General features: G+C 64.8%; 19 protein-coding genes. 8 read left to right on the forward strand and 11 right to left on the reverse strand.

Translation table 11 applies throughout. The features are described 5' to 3' along the window. Window positions 1–59 precede the first annotated feature (59 nt). A complete protein-coding gene (locus MF134_RS09245; protein ID WP_255339155.1) occupies window positions 60–1,262 on the reverse strand; it encodes an aminotransferase class V-fold PLP-dependent enzyme in 1,203 nt (400 codons plus the stop codon). A gap of 223 nt (window positions 1,263–1,485) precedes the next feature. Here MF134_RS09245 and MF134_RS09250 point away from each other — a divergent pair, with 223 nt between their 5' ends. Both MF134_RS09250 and MF134_RS09255 read left to right on the forward strand, forming a co-directional pair. After that, window positions 1,486–1,866 (forward strand): PH domain-containing protein, encoded by a 381-nt coding sequence (locus tag MF134_RS09250; protein WP_255339338.1) that lies wholly within the window; start codon window positions 1,486–1,488, stop codon window positions 1,864–1,866. A gap of 93 nt (window positions 1,867–1,959) precedes the next feature. Then, window positions 1,960–2,475, forward strand: a complete 516-nt coding sequence (locus MF134_RS09255) for a GNAT family N-acetyltransferase (RefSeq protein ID WP_255339156.1) — start codon at window positions 1,960–1,962, stop codon at window positions 2,473–2,475. An 88-nt stretch (window positions 2,476–2,563) separates the two neighbouring features. On the opposite strand, the gene purD is transcribed toward MF134_RS09255, so the two are convergent. Then, window positions 2,564–3,841: a phosphoribosylamine--glycine ligase gene (purD, locus tag MF134_RS09260; RefSeq protein WP_255339157.1), complete on the reverse strand. Its 1,278-nt coding sequence runs from the start codon at window positions 3,839–3,841 to the stop codon at window positions 2,564–2,566. Window positions 3,842–4,000: 159 nt separating this feature from the next. On the opposite strand from purD, the gene ubiA reads away from it, so the two are divergent. Then, window positions 4,001–5,008 (forward strand): 4-hydroxybenzoate octaprenyltransferase, encoded by a 1,008-nt coding sequence (gene ubiA / locus MF134_RS09265; RefSeq protein WP_255339158.1) that lies wholly within the window; start codon window positions 4,001–4,003, stop codon window positions 5,006–5,008. A gap of 53 nt (window positions 5,009–5,061) precedes the next feature. Here the strand turns inward: ubiA and MF134_RS09270 are convergent, their stop codons facing one another. After that, complete coding sequence (locus MF134_RS09270; protein WP_255339159.1) at window positions 5,062–6,084, reverse strand: glucokinase; 1,023 nt, start codon at window positions 6,082–6,084, stop codon at window positions 5,062–5,064. A 144-nt stretch (window positions 6,085–6,228) separates the two neighbouring features. Continuing rightward, the gene (gene mepA, locus MF134_RS09275; RefSeq protein ID WP_255339160.1) at window positions 6,229–7,224 is read right to left on the reverse strand and encodes a penicillin-insensitive murein endopeptidase; all 996 of its coding nucleotides are present in this window, start codon (window positions 7,222–7,224) and stop codon (window positions 6,229–6,231) included. Between the two features lie 178 nt (window positions 7,225–7,402). Between mepA and hslV the strand changes: the two genes are divergently transcribed. After that, on the forward strand, window positions 7,403–7,978 hold the full coding sequence (gene hslV / locus MF134_RS09280; RefSeq protein WP_255339161.1) for an ATP-dependent protease subunit HslV: 576 nt from the start codon (window positions 7,403–7,405) through the stop codon (window positions 7,976–7,978). 70 nt (window positions 7,979–8,048) lie between these two features. On the opposite strand, the gene MF134_RS09285 is transcribed toward hslV, so the two are convergent. Then, window positions 8,049–8,510 (reverse strand): hypothetical protein, encoded by a 462-nt coding sequence (locus MF134_RS09285; protein WP_255339162.1) that lies wholly within the window; start codon window positions 8,508–8,510, stop codon window positions 8,049–8,051. A gap of 146 nt (window positions 8,511–8,656) precedes the next feature. Between MF134_RS09285 and MF134_RS09290 the strand changes: the two genes are divergently transcribed. Together MF134_RS09290 and MF134_RS09295 are read left to right on the forward strand one after the other, a co-directional pair. Then, entirely contained in the window at window positions 8,657–9,004 is a 348-nt protein-coding gene (locus tag MF134_RS09290) for a DUF952 domain-containing protein (RefSeq protein WP_255339163.1), read from the forward strand. 30 nt (window positions 9,005–9,034) lie between these two features. After that, on the forward strand, window positions 9,035–10,132 hold the full coding sequence (locus MF134_RS09295; RefSeq protein WP_255339164.1) for a quinone-dependent dihydroorotate dehydrogenase: 1,098 nt from the start codon (window positions 9,035–9,037) through the stop codon (window positions 10,130–10,132). 14 nt (window positions 10,133–10,146) lie between these two features. On the opposite strand, the gene MF134_RS09300 is transcribed toward MF134_RS09295, so the two are convergent. Next, on the reverse strand, window positions 10,147–11,514 hold the full coding sequence (locus MF134_RS09300; protein ID WP_457589964.1) for an MATE family efflux transporter: 1,368 nt from the start codon (window positions 11,512–11,514) through the stop codon (window positions 10,147–10,149). Between the two features lie 87 nt (window positions 11,515–11,601). Between MF134_RS09300 and MF134_RS09305 the strand changes: the two genes are divergently transcribed. Beyond that, on the forward strand, window positions 11,602–12,504 hold the full coding sequence (locus tag MF134_RS09305) for a histone deacetylase family protein (protein ID WP_255339165.1): 903 nt from the start codon (window positions 11,602–11,604) through the stop codon (window positions 12,502–12,504). Window positions 12,505–12,595: 91 nt separating this feature from the next. Here the strand turns inward: MF134_RS09305 and MF134_RS09310 are convergent, their stop codons facing one another. Next, the gene (locus MF134_RS09310) at window positions 12,596–13,189 is read right to left on the reverse strand and encodes a DUF7282 domain-containing protein (protein WP_255339166.1); all 594 of its coding nucleotides are present in this window, start codon (window positions 13,187–13,189) and stop codon (window positions 12,596–12,598) included. A gap of 494 nt (window positions 13,190–13,683) precedes the next feature. Here MF134_RS09310 and MF134_RS09315 point away from each other — a divergent pair, with 494 nt between their 5' ends. Continuing rightward, a complete protein-coding gene (locus MF134_RS09315; protein ID WP_255339167.1) occupies window positions 13,684–14,724 on the forward strand; it encodes a hypothetical protein in 1,041 nt (346 codons plus the stop codon). Window positions 14,725–14,759: 35 nt separating this feature from the next. Here MF134_RS09315 and MF134_RS09320 read toward each other — a convergent pair whose 3' ends face one another. The 4 genes from MF134_RS09320 to MF134_RS09335 all read right to left on the reverse strand — a co-directional run bounded on the left by MF134_RS09320 (window position 14,760) and on the right by MF134_RS09335 (window position 20,285). After that, window positions 14,760–15,770: an aldose epimerase family protein gene (locus MF134_RS09320; RefSeq protein WP_255339168.1), complete on the reverse strand. Its 1,011-nt coding sequence runs from the start codon at window positions 15,768–15,770 to the stop codon at window positions 14,760–14,762. Window positions 15,771–15,895: 125 nt separating this feature from the next. Further along, window positions 15,896–18,040 (reverse strand): pyrroloquinoline quinone-dependent dehydrogenase, encoded by a 2,145-nt coding sequence (locus MF134_RS09325; protein WP_255339169.1) that lies wholly within the window; start codon window positions 18,038–18,040, stop codon window positions 15,896–15,898. 31 nt (window positions 18,041–18,071) lie between these two features. Then, window positions 18,072–18,437 (reverse strand): hypothetical protein, encoded by a 366-nt coding sequence (locus MF134_RS09330; protein ID WP_255339170.1) that lies wholly within the window; start codon window positions 18,435–18,437, stop codon window positions 18,072–18,074. Window positions 18,438–18,596: 159 nt separating this feature from the next. Further along, window positions 18,597–20,285, reverse strand: a complete 1,689-nt coding sequence (locus MF134_RS09335; RefSeq protein ID WP_255339171.1) for an ABC transporter permease — start codon at window positions 20,283–20,285, stop codon at window positions 18,597–18,599. Window positions 20,286–20,313: the final 28 nt, after the last annotated feature.

Below are 20,313 nucleotides of genomic sequence, written 5' to 3' on the forward strand. Positions count from 1 at the left end.
ACGTCCGCTGGAGCGGACGCCCGCGGGATCGGCCGGACGGGAGGAGCCTTGGACCGATCCTATTCGGCAGCAAGGCGGCCGTCCGCCTCGTGCGCTTCGCGATAATAGGTCTGAGCCGCCGCGACACCCGCGCCCGGAGTGATCTTCGCGCCGGCGTCGAGGAGCGAAATCTCCGCCGATGCGAGCGCTCCGAGGCACATCACTTCGTTGAGATCGCCGAGATGGCCGATCCGGAACACCCTGCCGCCGAGCCTTGCCAGGCCGCCGCCGAAAGAGGTGTTGTAGCGGTGATAGGCGATCTTCATCACCTGATTGGCGTCGATGCCATCGGGCACGGTGATCGCGGAAACCGTGTCGGAATACCATTTCCGCTCGACCGCCACGAGGTTTAGCCCCAGTCCCGCAATGCCGCGTCGAACGCCCTCGGCGAGCCTGTAGTGCCGCGCGAAGACGTTCTCCAGCCCTTCCTCGAACAAGAGATCGAGCGAGGCCCGCAGCCCGTGGAAAAACTGCGTCGGCGGCGTGTAGGGAAAATAGCCCTGATCGTTCATGGCGATCATGTCGGTGAAGCCGAAATAGCTGCGCGGCAGCTTCTCGCGATTGTCGCGGTTTGCCGCGAGGGCCTTCTCCGACACCGACAGGAAGGACATGCCGGCTGGCAGCATGAAGCCCTTCTGCGACCCGGCGACGGCGAGATCGACACCCCATTCCTCCTGGCGGAAGTCGATCGAGGCAATCGAGGAGACGCCGTCGACGAAGAGGAGGGCTGGGTGCGAATGGCTGTCGAGCAGCTTGCGCACGCCCGCGACGTCCGAGGTGACGCCGGTGGCCGTCTCGTTGTGGGTGACGAAGACGGCGCGGATCTCGTGGCTCGTATCGGCGGCGATCGCCGCCTCATAAGCGTCGAGCGGCACGCCGGCGCCCCATTCGACATCGATGGCGTTGACGTCGAGCCCGAGCCGTTTCGCCATTTCCACCCAGAGATGGGAGAACTGGCCGAAGCGCGACATCAGGACCTTGTCGCCCGGCGCCAGCGTGTTCTGGATCGCGGCCTCCCAGGCGCCGGTGCCGGAGGAAGGGAACATGAAGACCCGGCCGGTCTCGTTCTTGAAGGCGCGCTTCAAGTCCCGAAACAGCGAGAGCGTGAGGTCCGGCATGTCCGGCGCGCGCTGGTCCTCCATCGGGACGTTCATCGCCCGACGGACCTTGTCCGGCACGTTGGTCGGGCCGGGTATGAATAGCTGTCTGATTCCGTGTTTCAAAACGACCTCCGCAGCGGGCCGGCGCAGCGCCGATCCGCCGGGGCGCATGACAGCGCCCCCTATTAACGACCACGATACCCATCCGCGAAAGCCAAATGGAACTTTCATTTTCTGATCAAGCGGCGCAGGAAAATTAAGCGGAGGCGGAATTCGGCGCGCCGAATAACCATTTATTCTGCAGGAAGCGGTCGCGGCCGTGACCGAGGGAAGAGCGGAGGAAGCAATGGGCCTCTTGTCGGGACTGATGGGGCTGACGAGTGACGTGGACGTCGAGAGCGTGCGCGACGATCTGGAACCGATCCTCATCGAGAACGAGACGATCGTTCTCGCCTTCATGGTCGTGCGCGACATGCTGGTGTTCACCGATCTTCGGCTGATCCTCGTGGACAAGCAGGGCATGACCGGGCGCAAGCGCACGATCCAGTCGATCCCCTACCGCGCCATCACCACCTTCTCGGTCGAGACGGCAGGCAGCTTCGACGCGGACTCGGAGATGACGATCTGGGTCAGCGGCCAGCCGCCGCTCAAACGCGAGCTGTCACGGCGCTCCAATATCGCGGGAATCCAGAAGTCCCTGGCAGAGGGGGTGCTGGGACGACGGTAGCGCGAAAGAGCGAAACCTTTCGTAAACCTTGCCCACGACCGAATAATTTTTCATTTCGATGGATCGATTTGCGGCGTCGCGAGTTAACGGGCGATGCCTACGATCACCGCCGAGATCCGATTTGCCGACCCGAAAGACGCGAGCGCGCTTGCCAGCGTGCACGAGTCGGCCTGGCGGGGCGCCTATTCCGGCATCATCCCCCATCGCTGTCTCAACGGCATGATCGAGCGCCGTCATTCGTCGTGGTGGACGCGCGCGGTGAACAGCGGGGCAGGGATCCTCGTTGTCGACTATGGCGGCGAGATCGTCGGCTACGCGACGATGGGGCGCAATCGCACCAACGCTTTGGCGGTCCGTGGCGAGATCTACGAGCTTTACCTCAAGCCTGCTTATCAGGGCGTCGGTTTCGGCCGGCGCCTTTTCAATGCGTCGCAACGGCTCCTGAAGGAGCGGGGCTTTTCGAGCGTGGCCGTCTGGGCGCTGGTGGACAACGCGATGGCTACCCAGTTCTACGAAGGCATGGGCGGTGTCGCGGTGGCCGACGGCGAAGAATGCTTCGACGGCAAGAAACTCCGCAAGGTCGCCTATGTCTGGCCGAAGGCCGAGTAGCGGCGCGCGATGTCGGCAAAGGGAGGCGATCTTTTTGATCCCGTAGCCGCCGCATTGCTCATGCAGTCCGCTCCGTCGGCGGCCGAAGTCATTCCTGCTCGACCATGATCGCCCGGTGGCCGATATCGGAGCGGAAGAAGCCCTGATCCCATTCCACGTCCGAGACGGCGTCATAGGCGCGCTTGGCGGCTTCCCGGACACTGTCGCCTGTGGCCGTGACGTTCAGAACCCGGCCGCCCGTGGCGAGAAGCTTCTCGCCGTCGAGGCTGGTTCCAGCGTGAAAGACACGCATGGTCTCGCTGGAGGCGGGCAGTCGGGCGATCTCGGTGCCCTTGCGATATGATCCGGGATAGCCGTCGGCGGCAATGACGACCGTCAGCGCGCGCCGCGCAGACCACTTCACCTCGACGTCGGAAATGTCGCCCCTCGCCGCGGCCAGGAAAGCCGGGAGGATGTCGCTGTCGAGGCGCATCATCAGAACCTGGCATTCCGGATCGCCGAAGCGGACATTGTATTCGATCAGCTTGGGGCCGGTTTCCGTCAGCATAAGACCGGCATAGAGGATGCCGCGGAAGGGCGAACCGATTTCGCGCATGCCTTCGAGCGTCGGGCGGATGATCTCGCGCATCGTGCGCTCCACCATGCGCTCGCTCATGCAAAGTGCCGGCGAATAGGCGCCCATGCCGCCGGTGTTCGGACCGCGGTCGCGGTCGAAGGCACGTTTATGGTCCTGGGCGGTGCCGAAGACGAGGGCGCGTTCGCCGTCGCAAAGGCAGAACAGGCTCGCTTCCTCGCCCTCCAGGAATTCCTCGATCACGATCTCGGCTCCCGGCCCGCCGAAATCACCCTCGAAACAGCGGTCGACGGCGGCGAGCGCCTCGGCCTTGGTGGTTGCTATCGTCACGCCCTTGCCGGCGGCGAGGCCATCCGCCTTGATCACCTGGGGCAGTCCGGTGTCCTCGAGATAGCTCTTCGCCGCCGCGGCATCGGTGAACCGCTTGTACCGCGCGGTCGGAATGTCGTGCCGCGTGCAGAGGTCCTTGGTGAAGCCCTTGGAGCCCTCCAGCCGCGCCGCTGCGGCCGTGGGGCCGAAGACGGGAACCTGAGCGTCCGTCAGCGCATCGGCGAGGCCGGCGACGAGCGGCGCTTCCGGACCGATGACCACCAGGCCGATGCCATGTGCGCGGCAGAAGTCGACGACCGCTTCGTTCGAGGCGGTGTCGAGCGCAACGATCTCGGAACATTCGGCTATGCCGGGGTTGCCCGGGGCAGCATAAAGGCGTCCGAGACTCCGTGACTGCGCGAGTTTCCATGCCAGGGCATGCTCGCGCCCGCCCGAGCCGATCAAAAGGACGTCGAGGCTCATATGACGGGCTCCGTGGTCTTTCGTGATGACAGTCCGCAGGGATTAGTGTTGCAGGCGGTCCATGGTCAAGCACGAGCAGTGGCCGGAATGGGGCGGAAATCCGGTCGCGGGCGGACTTTTTTACTTGACTGCGGCCGTCTTGCATCCACTCTGTGGGCCATGACGAATCTGAAGACCGGACTGGCTGAAGGCGCAGAGCGTGTTTCCGACGCGCCCGTCTACAATTGGGTCTATCGTCTCCTGCCCCGGGCGATCTGGCCATATGCGCAACTGGCCCGCTGGGATCGGCCGATCGGGTGGCAGCTTCTGCTCTGGCCGTGCTGGTGGTCGGCGGCGCTCGCGCCGCAGGCGATCGCGCCGAGCGCGGTGCACACCGGCCTTCCGAGCCTTTGGCATTTGACCCTGTTCTTCATCGGTGCGATCGCCATGCGCGGCGCCGGCTGCACCTATAACGATCTGGTGGATCAGGAGATCGACGACAAGGTGGCGCGAACCCGCTCGCGCCCGTTGCCTTCGGGCCGTGTCAGCCGGCTTCAAGCCAAGCTTTTCATGGTGGTGCAGGCGCTGGTCGGTTTCCTCGTGCTGATCCAGTTCAACATCTTCGCCGTCTTCCTCGGCATCGCCTCGCTGGCGACCGTCGCGGTCTATCCCTTCCTGAAGCGCTATACAGACTGGCCGCAGCTCGGCCTTGGCCTTGCCTTTTCCTGGGGCGCGCTCATGGGGTGGGCCGCCCATTGGGGCGAACTGACGCTGGCTCCGGTCCTGCTCTATGCCGGCGCGATCCTCTGGACGATCGGTTACGACACGATCTACGCCCATCAGGACAAGGAGGACGACGCCCTGGTCGGCGTTCGGTCCACTGCGCGCCTCTTCGGAAGCTGGACGCGACATGCGTTGACTGTGCTTTATCTCGGAGCGGTGGGCCTGTTTCTCGCGGCGTTCCTTCTGACTGGAACCTCTTCCGCCGGGGGACCGGCCTGGCCCGCCTATGCAGCGCTGGCGATCGGCGGGGTGCAGATGATCTGGCAGATCGGCACGCTCGACATCGACGATGCCGATCAGTGCCTGGCGCTGTTCAAGTCGAACACCGTTTTCGGCTGGATCATCTTCTTCGGACTGATTTTCTCGGCGCTCTGGTCGCTGTCCTTCCCGGTTCCGGCGTCCTGACGTTTTCAAAGGGTGCGACCGGCTCGAAGTCGCCGGTCAGTCCCGTCGCTGGCTCAGGCGACCCAGCGGCGGCCGGTCGTCTCGAGGCCGAAGAAGCGTGGTGTCCGGGCGAAGGTTGCAAGCCCGACCAGTGCCGCGAGCGGTTCCGTCACGACATAAAGCGGGATCTCCTTCATCAGCGCGCTGTGCGGCGCCTTGTCCTCGAACGCGCTGCGAACCTCTTCCTTCTTGATGACCGGAATCAGCCGTTGGAAGATGCCGCCGGCGATGAAGACACCGCCACGTGCCATGAAGATGAGAGCGATGTCACCGGCCATGCGCCCGAGATAGGTGGCGAAGAGATTGATGGCCTCCTCGGCTTCAGCGTCGCCCTTCTTGATCGCGGCATCGGTGACCGAGGCCGGCGTGGAATAGGCGGGCTCCACATTCTTCGTGGTGCAGATGGCGCGGTAGATGTTGACCAGGCCCCGGCCGCACAGGACCTGTTCCCCCGAAATCCGGCCCTCGATGGGGGTCAGATGCGGCCATATCTCCATATCCCGCGAGGTGCGGGGGCCAATGTCGATATGACCGCCTTCACCGGCGACCGGGATCCACATGTTGCGCGCCCTGACGAGGCCCGCCACGCCAAGGCCCGTGCCCGGCCCGAGCACGGCGCGGCTCGCGCCCTCTCGCACGATCCCGCCACCGATTTCGGTGCGGGACTCCTCCTTCAGCGCGGAAATTGCAAGGGCCTGAGCCTCGAAGTCGTTCATCACGACGATCTCGGAAATACCAAGCGTTTCGATCATCACCTTCGGCCGCACGACCCAGGGGCAGTTGGTGAGATCGATCTCGTCGCCGTCGATCGGCCCCGCGACGGCAAGAACCGCCGACTGCGGACGCAACGACGTCTTGTCGAGAACGCTCACCTGGATGGCTTCGTCGATATTCTCGAAATCCGCCGTCTGGACGATCGGAAAATGCTTCGGCTCGGCATAGGCGTCGACCAGAATGGCGAAACGCGCATTGGTGCCGCCAATGTCGCCGATGAGAATAGGGAAGTTTAACGCATCGCCGCTGCGTCTCAGTGCCATGGCGCGCCCACTTTCAATCGATTTGCATGGAATGCTGACATAGGCCATCGCGATGACGATGGCAAAACAATCAGCCGAAACAGTCTTGTCTTCGACGCAAGGTGAGGAGGCCGAGTGCGTATCTGCGGCAGGGGGGTGATACGCTCAGCGTGCCGGGCGTGGCGTCGGCAGCGGCACGCGCGCCGGGGCAGGCGCGTAGGAATTGGCGAGGCCCCCGGTGCCGCCCGCCGAAATCGCTGCCATCGCCGCAGTCGGGTCGCCAGCCGGCGCGTTCAACACGACGCGGCACTGACCGGGCAGACCCGAAAGCATCAGCGGCGGCTTCGGCTTGGCCGGTTTCGCGGGCTTCGGTGCCGGCTTCAGCGCAACATTGAACCACCATCCGAGTTCGGAGCAGCCATCGCCGCCGCCGACCGCTCTCTGGGGTTTGCAGTTTTCCGATCCCGGCTGGCAGAACAGCCGGACGTGAAAATGCTCGTGATGGCCATAATAGGGCCGCACCTTGGAGAGCCAGGCCCGGTCGCGGCCGGCGGTCTCGCAGAGCTTCTTCTTGATGCCGGGATGGACGAAGATGCGCTGCACCTGCGGCTCTTCGGCGGCGAGCTTGATCAGGTCGCGATAGTTCGAGGTCCAGATCCGGTCGTCGACGGTGAGCGCGCCCTTCTTCAGGACCGAGCGGAACGGGAAATCCTCGCGCTCTTTCGCGGTGAGGCGGTCCGCCGGCATTTCCTGAAGCCAGATGTCGGCATCGAGCCCCACCTGGTGCGAGCTGTGGCCGAAGGCCATCGGTCCGCCGCGCGCCTGGGAGATGTCGCCGACCAGGAGTCCGCGCCAGATCCCCGCGGACTTCGCTCGGGCGGCGAGGTGCTCCAGAAACGCCACGGTGACGGGATGTCCGTAGCGGCGGTCGCGCGACAGGCGCATCGCCTGCCAGGCCGGCCCGTCGGCCGGAAGCTGCGCTGCGCCGGCGAGGCAGCCTTTAGAATAGAAGCCGATGCTCTGCGGCTGGCCGGCCGCCGGCTCGTGCTTGGCGGAGAAGAGCTTCTTGGCGGCCGGTTCCGCACTCGCGGGTGCTGCCATCGCCATGAGGCCGGCGAGGCCAAGCGCAGCGAAAGTCCGAAGTGTCTTCATCGTCGTCATGGCGGATTCTTTCGCGCAGCCTGATGGTCGAACTGAGGCAAGCCTAAACCCCACGATTGTCGCCAGGCTTGCGGAGAGGCCCGCGACGCTTGGCAAGCCGCCGGCCAGCGCCCACATGGGTGCTGACCAGGCCGCCCGACCGTTTCGTTCTGCGGGCGGCGGCAGACAAGGAAGACCCATGGATTTCGAAAAGCACGATCCGGCGACGATCTACGGCACGACCATCGTCACCGTCCGCAAGGGCGGCAAGGTGGTCATCGCCGGTGACGGACAGGTCTCGCTGGGCAACACCGTGATCAAGGGCAACGCCCGCAAGGTCCGTAGGCTCGGCAAGAACGGCCAGGTGATCGCGGGCTTCGCCGGTGCGACGGCTGACGCCTTCACGCTTCTGGAGCGGCTGGAAGGCAAGCTCGAACAATATCCCGACCAGCTCATGCGGGCGGCGGTGGAACTCGCCAAGGACTGGCGCACCGACCGCTACCTGCGCCGGCTGGAAGCGATGATGATCGTCGCCGACCGCAACGTCACCCTGACGCTGACCGGGACGGGCGACGTGCTGGAGCCCGAAGGCGGTCTGATGGCCATCGGTTCGGGCGGCAACTACGCGCTCGCCGCCGCCCGCGCACTCACCGAGACCGAGATGGGGGCCGAGGACATCGCCCGCCGGGCGATGAAGATCGCGTCCGAGATCTGCATCTACACCAATGACAATCTGGTGGTCGAGCAACTGGACGAGGCGGAATCGGCAATGTGACAAGTCGGGGGAGGGCCGACCTATCGGCGCCGTCGCTCCTGCCCGCGCATCTCCCGCCGTCCCCGGAGACTTAAGTGCGATCCGGATTGGGCTGGAGTTCACGCCGGTTGTCGCGGCGCTCCTCGCCGTCGAGTTCCTTGACGATGTCGGCAAAGCCCTTGAACAGCTTCTGCATCTGCTCGATGGCAATGTCGGCGTCTTCGCCTCGCGGGCGGGCACGCCTGAGTTCGGCGACGGCCCTTTCCAAGGCTGCGACGCGCCGTTCGAGACGGCGCAAGCGTCGGTTCTCGCCTTGGGGCGCCGCAGCGGTCGCGGCGCCGCACCGAATTTCGTCACGCCGTACGCGGCAGGGCTCGATCCTGCCGGTGGCCGTGTCGAGCCGGGCGATCTGACCCTCCAAGCTCACGATCGCGAAGCGACCGGGCAGGGAATCGGCTTCTTCGGGCGTCGAAGAGGGCATCGTCTGGGCAGCGCCAAGTGTCGGCCAGGCGAGAAGGCCGGTCGCCGCAAGCGCCATGAGCGAGCGTTTCATCGAGATCTCCCTTGTTGCTCGGTTTTGGTGGATACGGGCGCAAGCGCGCACCAACATCGTCTCAAGCTCTATCGACCGGCGGTGACGGCCTTGTGGCGCCGTCAATTCGATTGACCTTTCGCCATGAGTTTGGCACCGATCTTTCCATGGACCAGACGATCTACAAAATTCTTCCCCGACAGATCTGGGACGAGGCGAAAGCGGCCGGCCGCTTCGATGGGGCTGGGGTCGATCTGAAGGATGGCTACATCCATTTTTCGACCAGTGCCCAGGTTCGCGAGACCGCAAAGCTGCATTTTGGCGGACAGCAGGATCTGGTGCTTGTCGCCGTGGATCCCGCGCCGCTTGGCGACGCCTTGAAGTATGAGCGCTCGCGCGGCGGCGCCCTGTTTCCGCATCTCTATGGGAGCCTGCCGATCGAGGCGGTCCTTTGGGAGCAGGATCTGCCGATCGGGCCGGACGGTCATCATCTCTTTCCCGGCGCCATGCGATGAGCCTGTCGTGAACGCTGACTGCGCTGTTCCATGAGCTTGATCTACCGGCTGGGGCGACCGGCTCTGTTCCGCTTCGAGCCCGAGCGCGCCCATGCCTTGTCGATCGGGGCGCTCAAACGCGGCCTCGTGCGCAACATGGACATTCCCGTCGATGGGCGGCTGCACGTCAATGTGGCCGGCATCGCCTTTCCCAACCCGCTCGGCCTTGCCGCCGGTTACGACAAGAACGCCGAGGTGCCGGATGAGGCTCTCAGGCTTGGCTTCGGATTCGTCGAGGTCGGCACGCTGACCCCGCGACCCCAGGAGGGCAATCCTCGTCCGCGCCTGTTCCGCCTGCCGAAGGAAAAGGCGGTGATCAACCGGATGGGCTTCAACAATGAAGGCCATGCCGACGCCGCCGAGCGTCTGGCTGCGCGGGTGAGAAAGCCCGGGATCGTCGGGGTGAATATCGGCGCGAACAAGGATTCAGCCGATCGCGTCGCCGACTATGTCGAGGGCGTCAATGTCTTCGAGAGCTTTGCGAGCTATCTGACCATCAACATCTCATCACCCAACACGCCGGGGCTCAGAGCTTTCCAGTCGGGCAGCGAGCTCGACCGGTTGCTGAAGGCCGTGATCGCGGCGCGAAACGGCTATGCCGCCATGATGGGGACGCCGCGAAAACCGGTCTTCGTCAAGGTCGCGCCCGATCTGACCGAAGACCAGATCGAGGAGATCGCCGAGGCCGCCGCCAAGCGCAAGGTCGACGGCCTGATCGTTTCCAACACGACGATCTCGCGCGACGGCATCGAAAGCCATCCACTGGCAAAGGAAGCCGGCGGCCTCTCCGGCCGGCCTCTGATGCGGCGCTCGACCTGGGTTCTTGCGCGGTTTCGCCGGGCCGTCGGCCCCGACTTTCCGCTGATCGGCGTCGGCGGCGTCGAGGACGCCCGCACCGCAATCATCAAGATCGAGGCGGGCGCCGATCTGGTCCAGCTCTATTCGGGTCTCGTCTTCGACGGGCCGCATCTGCCGGTGCGCATTCTGAAGGGGATGCTCCGGGTTCTCGATATCGGCGATATCGACAGGATCTCCGATCTGCGCGACAGCCGCGTCGACGATATTCTGGCCGGACCCAAGCCGGACTGAGCCGGCGAGGCCATTCAGAACGACGCGTTCCGCCGCGCAGGCAGCGCCGCAAGCAGGGTGAAACCCCGCAGGCCAAGGAAGATCTGGAGCGCGATCCAAAGGCCGAGATTGTCGAAAGCCCCGGACAGGCCGTAGGCGGCGGGGACGAAAATGACGAGCGACAGCACCATCATGTCCCGCATGGTGCGCGACCATGTGGCGCCGATGTAGATCCCGTCCATGATGAAGGCGAGCGCTCCGGCAACGGGCGTCATGGCGGCGAAGACGAGAAAGAGCTTTGCGGAACCCCGGACGTTTTCATCAGTGGTGAGAAAATCGACGAGCGCCGGTCCGAAGGCGAGGACCATTGCGCCGAGTCCCATTCCGATCGCGATACCCCAGAGGCTCGTCAGCCTCACGACCCGGTCGAAGGCCGGGCGGTATTTCGCACCGACCGCACGGCCGGCCAACTGCTCGCTGGCGGTCGCCATCCCGTCGAGGAAATAGGATCCGGTCATGAAGATGTTCATGAGGATGCCGTTGGCGGCCAGGACGACCGTCCCGAACCCGGCGCCCAGTCGCGTGAACAGTAAGAAGGCCGCAAGCAGGCAGATGGTGCGGATCATGATGTCGCGATTGACGTCGAGCATCTGGCGATAGGCAGCCCGGTCGAAGATTTCGGACCAGGAGGGCAGCTTGGCCCGATCGAAGCCGCGCGCGATGACGAAGAGGCCAGCGAAGCAGCCAAGAGCCTCGCCGCAGATGGTGCCGAGGGCCACGCCCGTGATGCCCCACTCGAGGACGAGGCCGAACAGGACGGACAGGGCGATATTCGTGCCATTGATGACAATCTGAAGCCCGAGCGTGACGACGCTGCGCCCCTGTCCCAGAAGATTGCCGAGAATGACGTAGTTCGTTAGCGCGAAGGGGGCCGAGAACATCCGGATGAAGACGTAGGTCGAGGCGGTTGCCACGACTTCCGGGTCCGGAGAGACGGCGAGAAGGCCGAGCCATCGCACCAGCGGCTCGGCGAGGATGAGGCCGAGACCAATGCCGATCGACAGGACCGCCGCCCGCAGAAAGACCGTCTCGATCTCGCGAGGCTTGCCGGCGCCGAAGGCCTGGGCCGTCAAACCCGTGGTTCCCGCGCGCAGGAAATTGCACACCGCGAAGACGAAGTCGAAGATCAGTGCGCCGACGACGAGCCCCCCGAGTGCGGCGGCATCGCCGACGCGGCCGATCACGGCCGTGTCGGTCAGGCCGAGAAGCGGCGTCGTGGCGTAAGCGAGCGTCATGGGCAGCGTGATCGCCCAGATGGTACGATTGGTGACGGAAAAGGCGCGGACGCCAGGCCGCCGGGGGTCGATGGCGTCGCCGCCGGAAATCGGTTCGTCCGTTTGCATGGGTTTCCGGTGGCATCTGGTCGACCCGCTTGCAAGCCAAATCGCCGCGCTGCGCTCGGTCGCGATCCGCGCTATCTCTCCGCCGCAATGACCCTACCGATCATCCATCATCCGGCATTCGACGCGAATTTCGACGCGCATCACCGGTTCCCCATGTCGAAATTTACCCGGCTCGCCCGGATCCTCGTTGAGGACGGCGTGGTTGGTGCCAGCGGCTTCCACATTCCGGCTCCGGCGCTGCCGGGTTGGCTGAGGCTCGCCCATGATGCGCGCTATGTCGATCAGGTGCTGTTCCAGGCGGTGCCGCCGGCGATGGAAAAGGCGATCGGCTTTCAGGTCGACGAGCGGGTCGCCATGCGCTCGCGTTGCGCCACCGGTGGGACGGTGCTCACCGCCCGGCTTGCCCTTGCCGAAGGGATTGCCTGCAACACGGCGGGTGGCAGCCACCACGCGCGGCGGGAAGGCGGGGCCGGGTTTTCGGTCTTCAACGACGTGGCCGTGGCGGCTTCGGTGCTGATTGCCGATGGCGATGTCGATCGGGTCCTGGTCGTCGACTGCGATGTCCATCAGGGGGACGGGACGGCGCGAATCTTCGCCGGCGAGCCGCGGGTCTTCACGCTATCGCTTCACGCGGAGCACAATTATCCGGCCGAAAAGGCGGTGTCGGACATGGACGTCGGTCTGCCGGACCGGACGGATGATGGCGGCTATCACGCGGTTCTCAGTGACGCGCTGGAGGCCGCTTTCGACCGCTCGTCGCCCGATCTCGTCTTCTTCAACGCCGGGGTCGATCCCCACAGAGACGACCGTCTCGGTCGCCTGTCGCTGAGCGATTCCGGTCTGGCCGAGCGGGACCGACAGGTCTTCGGCTTCTTCCGAGAGCGCGACATCCCGGTCGCGGCGGTCATCGGTGGGGGATACTCCCGCGATATCGATGCCCTGGCGCGCAGACACAGCATCGTGCATCGCGTTGCGACCGAATTCGTCTAAAGGGCGGGGTGCGCAAAAAGAAGCCGACCCGCTTACGCGGACCGGCCCTGTCAACGAGACGTCTAAAACATGGGACGTCTGGATCCTGTCCTTACTCCGGGGTCTGACCCGGAATGAGGCCGCCGGACGGCGTGCCCTGCTCTTCGGGGCTCGCGCCCGCCTGACCGGTTACCGCCGTCGACGAGTTCAGGGTGTTCTCGTCGCCGATCATCTGACCTCCGGCATTTTCCATCGCGGGATCGGCCATGGTGCTGGATGTTGTCATTCCTGCATCATTCATGGCCGGGACAGCGAAGGCGACGCCAACGACCTGACCGCCATCCATGACCGGCGTGTCCACATCGGTCATGCCTTCAGCGAAGTCATAGGTGCCGTTGCCGTTCGTCTCCTGGTGCAGCATGGCGAAGTAGTTTTCGCCCGCCACGAATGGCTGATCCACGGTGACGGCGACATTGGCGCTTTCGCCCGCCGGGACCATGGTGTGGCCGATCGACTGCGGCACCGCGGGCTCGCCGTCGACCATGCGATGGATGACGACATAGCCGTCGGCGTCTGCCATGACGGCTGGAAGCGTCACGGTGTCGCCCTGAATGGCCGCGCCACTGACATCGATCATCGATGCGCCGAAGGCGGCGGAACCGAGCGCAAAGGTGGCGGCGGTGGTCGTGAGAAGTAGGCGTTTCATGCGAAACCTCCTGTTTTTCCATTGGCAGCCGGCTCATCGGCTGGCTTCGGCGACACAACGGGAGGGGGACCGCGGCGTTCCGGATTCGAACCAGCGATTGAAGTGACAAATGATTGATAAATTGAGAGAAATCTTTTTCGGCGCTCGATCGTACACGCGCGAAGTTTCTGAACTCGCAAGTCGTTCGGATGGCTGCGGTTGCCGAGGCGACCTCCCGCGCTTAGCTTGATGAGGATTGGCTGTTCGATCGATGGAGGTCGCCGGTGTGGACGAAAATGGGCCGGCTTGTGCTCGTCCTTGGCGGAGCGATTGTCGGGACGGCATGGGGACTTGGGAAGTCCGGACGGCGTCCGGCCCTTGCGCCCGACGCGCCGGATGGTGAGACTGAAACCAAGGCTGCGTCTCCCATGCCCGCCCATGGGACCGGCGAAAGCGAGGCAGGCGATCGTGCGGCGGCTGGGTCGGCGACGCCAAACACAGACGGGACCAGGACCATGAGTGCAAAGACCTCCGGCAAGGCGCCGGCGCCGGAATCGTTCGAGGAAGACCATCCCGTCGCCGTCCACAAGGAAACCAGCAAGCGGCTCGAAGCCGGCCGTTCGGCGCTGCCGCCGGAGGAGAATGGCGACGATCCGCTGGAGGCCAAGCACCGCGCCGGCGCCTTCGATCGCGATTTCAGGACGCTCGATTATTCGCATCTGTCCGACGACGAAGCTTCACGGCAACGCGAACGCTTGCGTCGAAAGCGCCAGCATTCGAGCTGGCAGCCGGCGAAAGCGGAAAGGAGGGGCGATCCCGCTCCGGTCCAGAATGCGCAATTCGCCAATTTCGGTGGCAGCGTCGTCTCGGCGGACGTGATCCGCGGGCGCAGCGACGAACGGGTTCCCGATCTCATGCCGACCCTGCCGGGAGAAGGCAACGGCGCATCCCAATCAGAGGCCGAGAAGGCCAAATCCGTTCATGCCGAGCGCCGCCGCAAGCTGGCATTCTCCAATCCGGATGGCCCGACGCCTCAGAAGGATCAACGTCGATTGCCGCCTGACCCGCTGGCCGAGAAACACAAGGCCGAAAAGTTCGACAAGGACTTTCGAACGGTGGACTACCGCCATTTGCGCAATACGAGCAACGCTGCAGCTTCAATGAGCGCCGAGCCGCGCGCTGGCATTGTCGAGCCTGCGGTATCCGATCCGGCCGGTGCCGGAGGCGAAGCCGCCTTCCGGACGAGCGGCGCGCAGGCTCCTTTGCACACCCTCACAGCCGGTGGCGATCCGGCAGATGGGCTCAAGCCGGGTGAGGCGACAGCGCCCGCCGGTCTGCCCGGCCCCCGCCAAGGCAATCCGGATGACCTCACCCGGATCGATGGCATCGGCCCAGCGATCGAGAAGCTGCTGTTCGAACGCGGACTCTATCATTTCGACCAGATCGCGGCTTTGCGTCCCGAAGAGGCGATCTGGATCGAACAGGAACTGGGCTTCCCCGGTCGTATCCGCGAGGAAGCCTGGATCGATCAGGCGCGCCGCCTCGTGGAAGGTTGAGCCAGGTCCACCCGAAACGATGCAGCTGAAACCGGTCAGTCCTTGAAGAAGCGATAGTGCGTTTCCTGGCGGAAGGTCTCGCCGGGACGCAATACGGCTCGCGGAAAATCGGGATGGTTCGGGCTGTCCGGCCAGACTTGCGCCTCCAGGCAAAGGCCTGCGTGGGGGCCGTAACTGATACCGTCGAGCCCGGGATGCTGCCGTGCGACTCGCGCGCCGTCGTAGAACTGCAATCCCGGCTCCGTGGTCAGGACCTGCATCCTGACGCCCGAGCGGGGCGCGGCAACTTCCGCCACCTGGCGAAGCGGCCCGCGATGGGCGGCAAGGCAGAAATTGTGGTCGAAACCGCCCGGCGTCTCTCCGATCGTGCGTTCGGCCCGAAAGTCCAGCGGTGTATTTTCGACCGGCTCGATGTTCCCCGTCGGAATGAGTTCCTCGTCGACTGGAAGGTAGGAATCGGCCGCAATGGAAAGACGGTGATCGGCGATGGAGCTGCGGCCGCCATCTTCGAGGTTGAAATAGCTGTGATGGGCAAAATTGCAGACCGTCGGCGCGTCGGCGGTCGCTTCGATCAGGATCGCCAGCGTCCCTTCCGCCTTGAGCCTGTAGGTGCAGGATACATCGAGATTGCCGGGAAAACCCATTTCCCCGTCGGGCAAATGGAGTCCGAAACGGGCGAAATCCACACCGCTCTCCAACAAAGTCCAGATGCGTTTGCCGGTTCCTCGCGATCCGCCATGCAGGGTGTGGCGGCCGAGAAAGTTCGTTTCGGTCAGATGGGTTTCGCCGTCGAGTTCGAAACGCCCATTGGCGATGCGATTGGCAAAGCGGCCGGGAGTGGCGCCAAAATAAGGTGAGTGTTCAGGATAAAGAGCGGGATCCTCGAAGCCCAGCACCAGCGGAGCTTCGTGACCATCGAGCCTGAGATCCTGCAGCGCCGCACCGAAGGTCAGAAGCCGCGCCCTCAGGCCTCCGCCCGTGATCGTCACGCTTTCGATAGGGCCGGTCTCGCCCGCTCCGCCTTCATTGACCTGTTGTGGCGCCATGCTCTTGTTTTTTCCTTATCTTCCATGCGCGAGGGCGGCCTTTCCCTCAAGGTGCACTCGCAAGTCGCCCGCTGCGGCCGCGGGTTCGGGTCGCGGCCGCAGAAGCCGGTGTCTTGCGACCGGTCTTAGTCGGGCAGGGCGTAGGTGACGATCTGGTCGGAGACCTTTGGCAGCAGGATCGTGTTTCCACCCGCCACGAAGGTCACGTACTGCTTGCCCTTGTAGGTGTAGACCGCGGGCATGGAGACTGCCGGCGCGTCGACCAGCGCCTTCCACAGGACTTCACCCGAGCCGAGATCAAGCGCTCGGACACGGCTGTCCATGGAAGCTCCGATGAAAATCAGCCCGCTCTTGGTGACCACCGGCGCTCCGATCGTCACCGAACCCCAGGATTCCGGCATGTAGAAGCCGTATTTCTGGACCTGGCCAAACGGATTTTGCCACAGCCGCTCGCCGGTCTTCAGATCGTAGGCGGCGATGGTGCCATAGGGGCCGTTCCAGCAGGGCATGCCGGCCCAGTTGAGGAAGGTCTGCAGGCGGAACCCGTAAGGCACATCGCCCTGCGCGTAATAGCCGGAAGTCTCGCCCTCCTGGCTCTTCTGCTGAAACTCGTCGCGCGGGATCAGCGTGTAGATCTGCACGACGGAATTGGAGTTGACCACATAGACGCCGGTTTCCGGATCGACCGCGCCGCCGCCCCATTGCGAGCCGCCGGTCGTCGGCGGATAGGCGATGGTGCCTTCGAGGCTCGGCGGGGTGAAGCGGCCCTCCCAGCGATAGCTCTCCGCGCGCCGGGAGCACTCGCCGAAGCTGACGAGGTCGGCGAGCGGCGAGATGCCGGGCCAGTCTTCGCCGACCACCGGTTCCGGCTTGTCGACGAATGGCTGGGTCGGCGCGGCCTCTTCGCCCGGAATGTCGGAGGCAGGAACCGGGCGCTCCTCGATCGGATAGATCGGTTCGCCGGTCTCCCTGTTCAGCACGTAGATGAAACCCTGCTTGGAGATCTGGACAAGGGCAGGGACGGTCTCGCCATCCTTCTCGATATCCACCAGCGTGGGCGGGGCGACGGTGTCATAGTCCCAGATGTCGTGATGAATCAGTTGCCGGCTCCAGACGACCTGTCCGCTCTCGGTGTCCAGCGCGGTGACCGACGTCGCGAGCGGCAGTTCCTCCAGGCGGTTGCCGCCGTAATAGTTCGGGCTCGGCGAGGAGATCGGAATGTAGAGAAGCCCGCGTTCCGGGTCGATCGACATGGAGGCCCAGACATTGGCCGTGCCGGTGCGCTCGATCACCTCGTTGGGCAGCGCGTGAAACATCCATTTCAATTCGCCGGTGCGCGCGTCGAGGGCGAAGACCGTGCCCGGAGGGGCCGCACTGTCGGTCCAGTCCTTGCCGGCCCAGCCGAGGAACAGCGTGTCCTGATAGACTGTCGGCGGCTGGAGCAGCGACAGCGGCCATTTGTCATTGACCGTGTTCCACTGGTTCACGTCCAGCATGCCGTCCTGACCGAACTCGGCGCAGGGCTCTCCGCTGTCGGCGTCGACCGCATAGAGCTTGGCGTCCATGGTGCCGACATAGACGATCTTCTGGCAGGCTTCGCCCTCCTGCGGCTCATCCGCCTGCCAGTAGGCGACGCCGCGATTCTTCATCGCCGGCTGGGTCAGCGCTTCCAGGCGCGCGTCGGGATCGAAGGTCCACTTCTCCTTGCCGGTATCGGGCTCGAGCGCGATGATCCGGTAGAAGGGCGTACCGAAATAGAGCGTGTCGTTGACGAAGAGGGGCGTGGCCGACCACACGGTCGTCGGAATGTCGCCGGAGCCGTCGGAGACATCGCCGGTGTGATACTCCCAGACCTTCTCGAGGTCTTTGACGTTGTCGGGCGTGATCTGGTCAGCCGAGGAATATTTCTGGGCTCTCAGGTCGCCATTGAACGTGGCCCAGCTGTCGGACGACTCCATCCAGGCGTCCGGCTGCTTGTCCGCGGTGGGCTCGACCGGGCCAGAGTCTGCCGAAGCTGCATCGGCGGGACGTTGGACGCTACCGCCGCCCTGGGTCTCCTCGGTGGTCAGCTCCGGTGTTGTCGCTTCGCCTCCATCTTCGGACTGTGTGGGCTGGACTTCGCCGCCGGAGGTGTTCTCGTCGGGCGCCCCGTATCGTGAAGGTGCGGGGGTTTCCCCGCCGTCCTGCTCCTGTGCGCGGGAATTGGCGGCGGCGCCGAGAAGAAGGGCGAGGGCGGCCGAGACGGCGAATGTCCTGGCGTGTGTCATCATGGAAGAAATCCCGAAGTGAGGTCCAGGCGGATCAGTCGAGGGGCGCGGGATCCGCGACCACATGGATGAGCCAGCCGATCAGGGCGACGACCATGGCCGCGAGAAGCACATAGGCCAGCAGGAAATAGGCGGCGGCGCCGGTGCCGAGGATCCCGAGAAGGATGAGAAAGGCGAAGAGGCCCCGCTGCCAGCTCGGGACCGCGAGGTGCAGGGCGAGGATGCCGCCGGCCAGACAGACCAGGAGGCTCGACACGAAGACCAGCCACGCACCGAAGGTGAAGGCGATGCCATTGCCCTCGTTCACCAGGTTGAAGGCGGCGATCAACGCGCCGATCAGGCTGCTGGCAACGATGAGCCAGGCCCCGTTGGCGGTTTTCGGCTCGGTGATTTCGGACATGGTCGCGCTTCCTCGTCGATCCGGTCGGCTTTCTCCGTCGGCTCCCGGGCGAGGAGAACGACGGGTGTCGTGACGTCGCAGCTAGAGCCGAAATCCCGTCCTGGGAGGGGCAAAGCGCCAAGTCCGCGAAGAAGCGTGACACGAAGGCCGCGAACCGCCTCAGCTTCGGGCGGTTTCGGCGAGGATCGAGCGGTTGAGAATGGCGACCGGCAGCATGCCGACCAGCACGATCAGAAGCGCCGCGACGGCGCCTTCCTCGAAGGCCGAGCGCGAGGTCTGCTGGTAGACGAAGGTGGCGAGCGTCTCGAAGTCGAAGGGCCTGAGCAGGATCGTCGCCGAAAGCTCCTTCGTCGCGTCGACGAAGACGATGAGGAAGGCGGTGAGGAGGGCCGGCCGCATGAGCGGCAGAAGCACTTCGATCATCGTCGCCCCCGGCGTGCGGCCAAGGGTGCGTGCGGCCATGTCGAGATGCGGCGAGACCTTGCCGAAGCCGCTTTCAAGCGAGCCGTGGCCCATCGCCATGAAGCGCACGAAACAGGCATAGACGATGGCAAAGCCCGAGCCCGAGAGCAGCAGGCCGGTCGAAACGTTGAAGGTCGCACGCATATGGGCGTCGACCCAATTGTCGAAGCCGGCGAGCGGAATGAGGATGCCGATGGCGAGCACCGTGCCGGGAACGGCGTAGCCCAGCACCGCAAAGCGCGTCAGCAGGATCAGGCGCCGAGAGCCGGTGAGCCGCACGCCATAGGCCAGGAAGAAGCTGGCGACGATGGTGACGAGACCGGTCGTGCCTGCGAGAACGACGGTATGCTCCAGGGCCCGCCAGAGCTGGGGATCGGCGAGCTGGTCCAGCCGCTCCACCGCGTAATCGGCCAGAACCGCGAAGGGGATGCCGAAGCCGAGCAGAATGGGCATCAGACAGGCGAGCCAGGCAAGCGCTGCCTTGCCGCCGCCAAGCCGCTCAGAACCGGGGACTGGCCGGTCGGCCCGGCCGAGCGTGAAACGCTGCCGGCGCCTTGCGAAACGCTCGACGGCGACGAGGAACACGATCACCACGAGCATCAACAGGGCGATCTGGGTCGCGCCGTAGAGGTCACCGCGATTGAGCCAGGTAGAATAGACCGCGAAGGTCAGGGTGCGCACGCCGAGGAATTCCACCGCGCCGATGTCGTTCACTGCCTCCATCAGGGCGAGCGTCACGCCGATGGCAATGGCCGGACGCGCAAGTGGCAACAGGATGCGCAGGAAGATCGAGGCCTGCGAGGCGCCGAGCGTGCGGGCGACGTCGCCGGCCTTTCGGCCTTGCATCAGGAAGACCATCCGCACGGTCAGGAAGACGTACGGGTAAAGAACGGAAGACAGGATGAGGACCGCGCCCCAGAGCGAGCGTATGTCGGGAAACCAGTATTCCCGGCTGGTCTGGTAGCCGAATAATGCGCGGATCGTGCCCTGGACGGGACCTGCGAAATGCAGGAATTCGACGAAGCAATAGGCCGCGATATAGGTCGGCACGGCGAGTGGCAGCACCAGGGCCCAGGAGAAGACCCGGCGGCCCGGAAACTCGAAGGTTGCCACCAGCCAGGCCGTGACCACCCCCATCGAGCCGGCCGTGACGGCAATCCCGGCCATGAGGAGAAGCGTCGTCCAACTGGCCTCCGGCAAGATCGTGCCGGCGAGATGGGCCCAGTTCTCCGAAGTGCCGGAGAGCGCGAGCCAAACAAGCGCCATCAGCGGCATCGTCACCACCAGCCCGACGAAGACCGCCGCCGCGACGAAGGGCGTATCGGAGGAGCGGCGCAGCCGAATACGGGCAGGCAGCGGCACCTTTTCGGGATGCGTGGCGGACATCAGGACGGTTTCTGGGCGAGGTCGGGAG

The organism is Jiella marina (genome assembly GCF_024359545.1).
GTDB lineage: Bacteria > Pseudomonadota > Alphaproteobacteria > Rhizobiales > Rhizobiaceae > Jiella.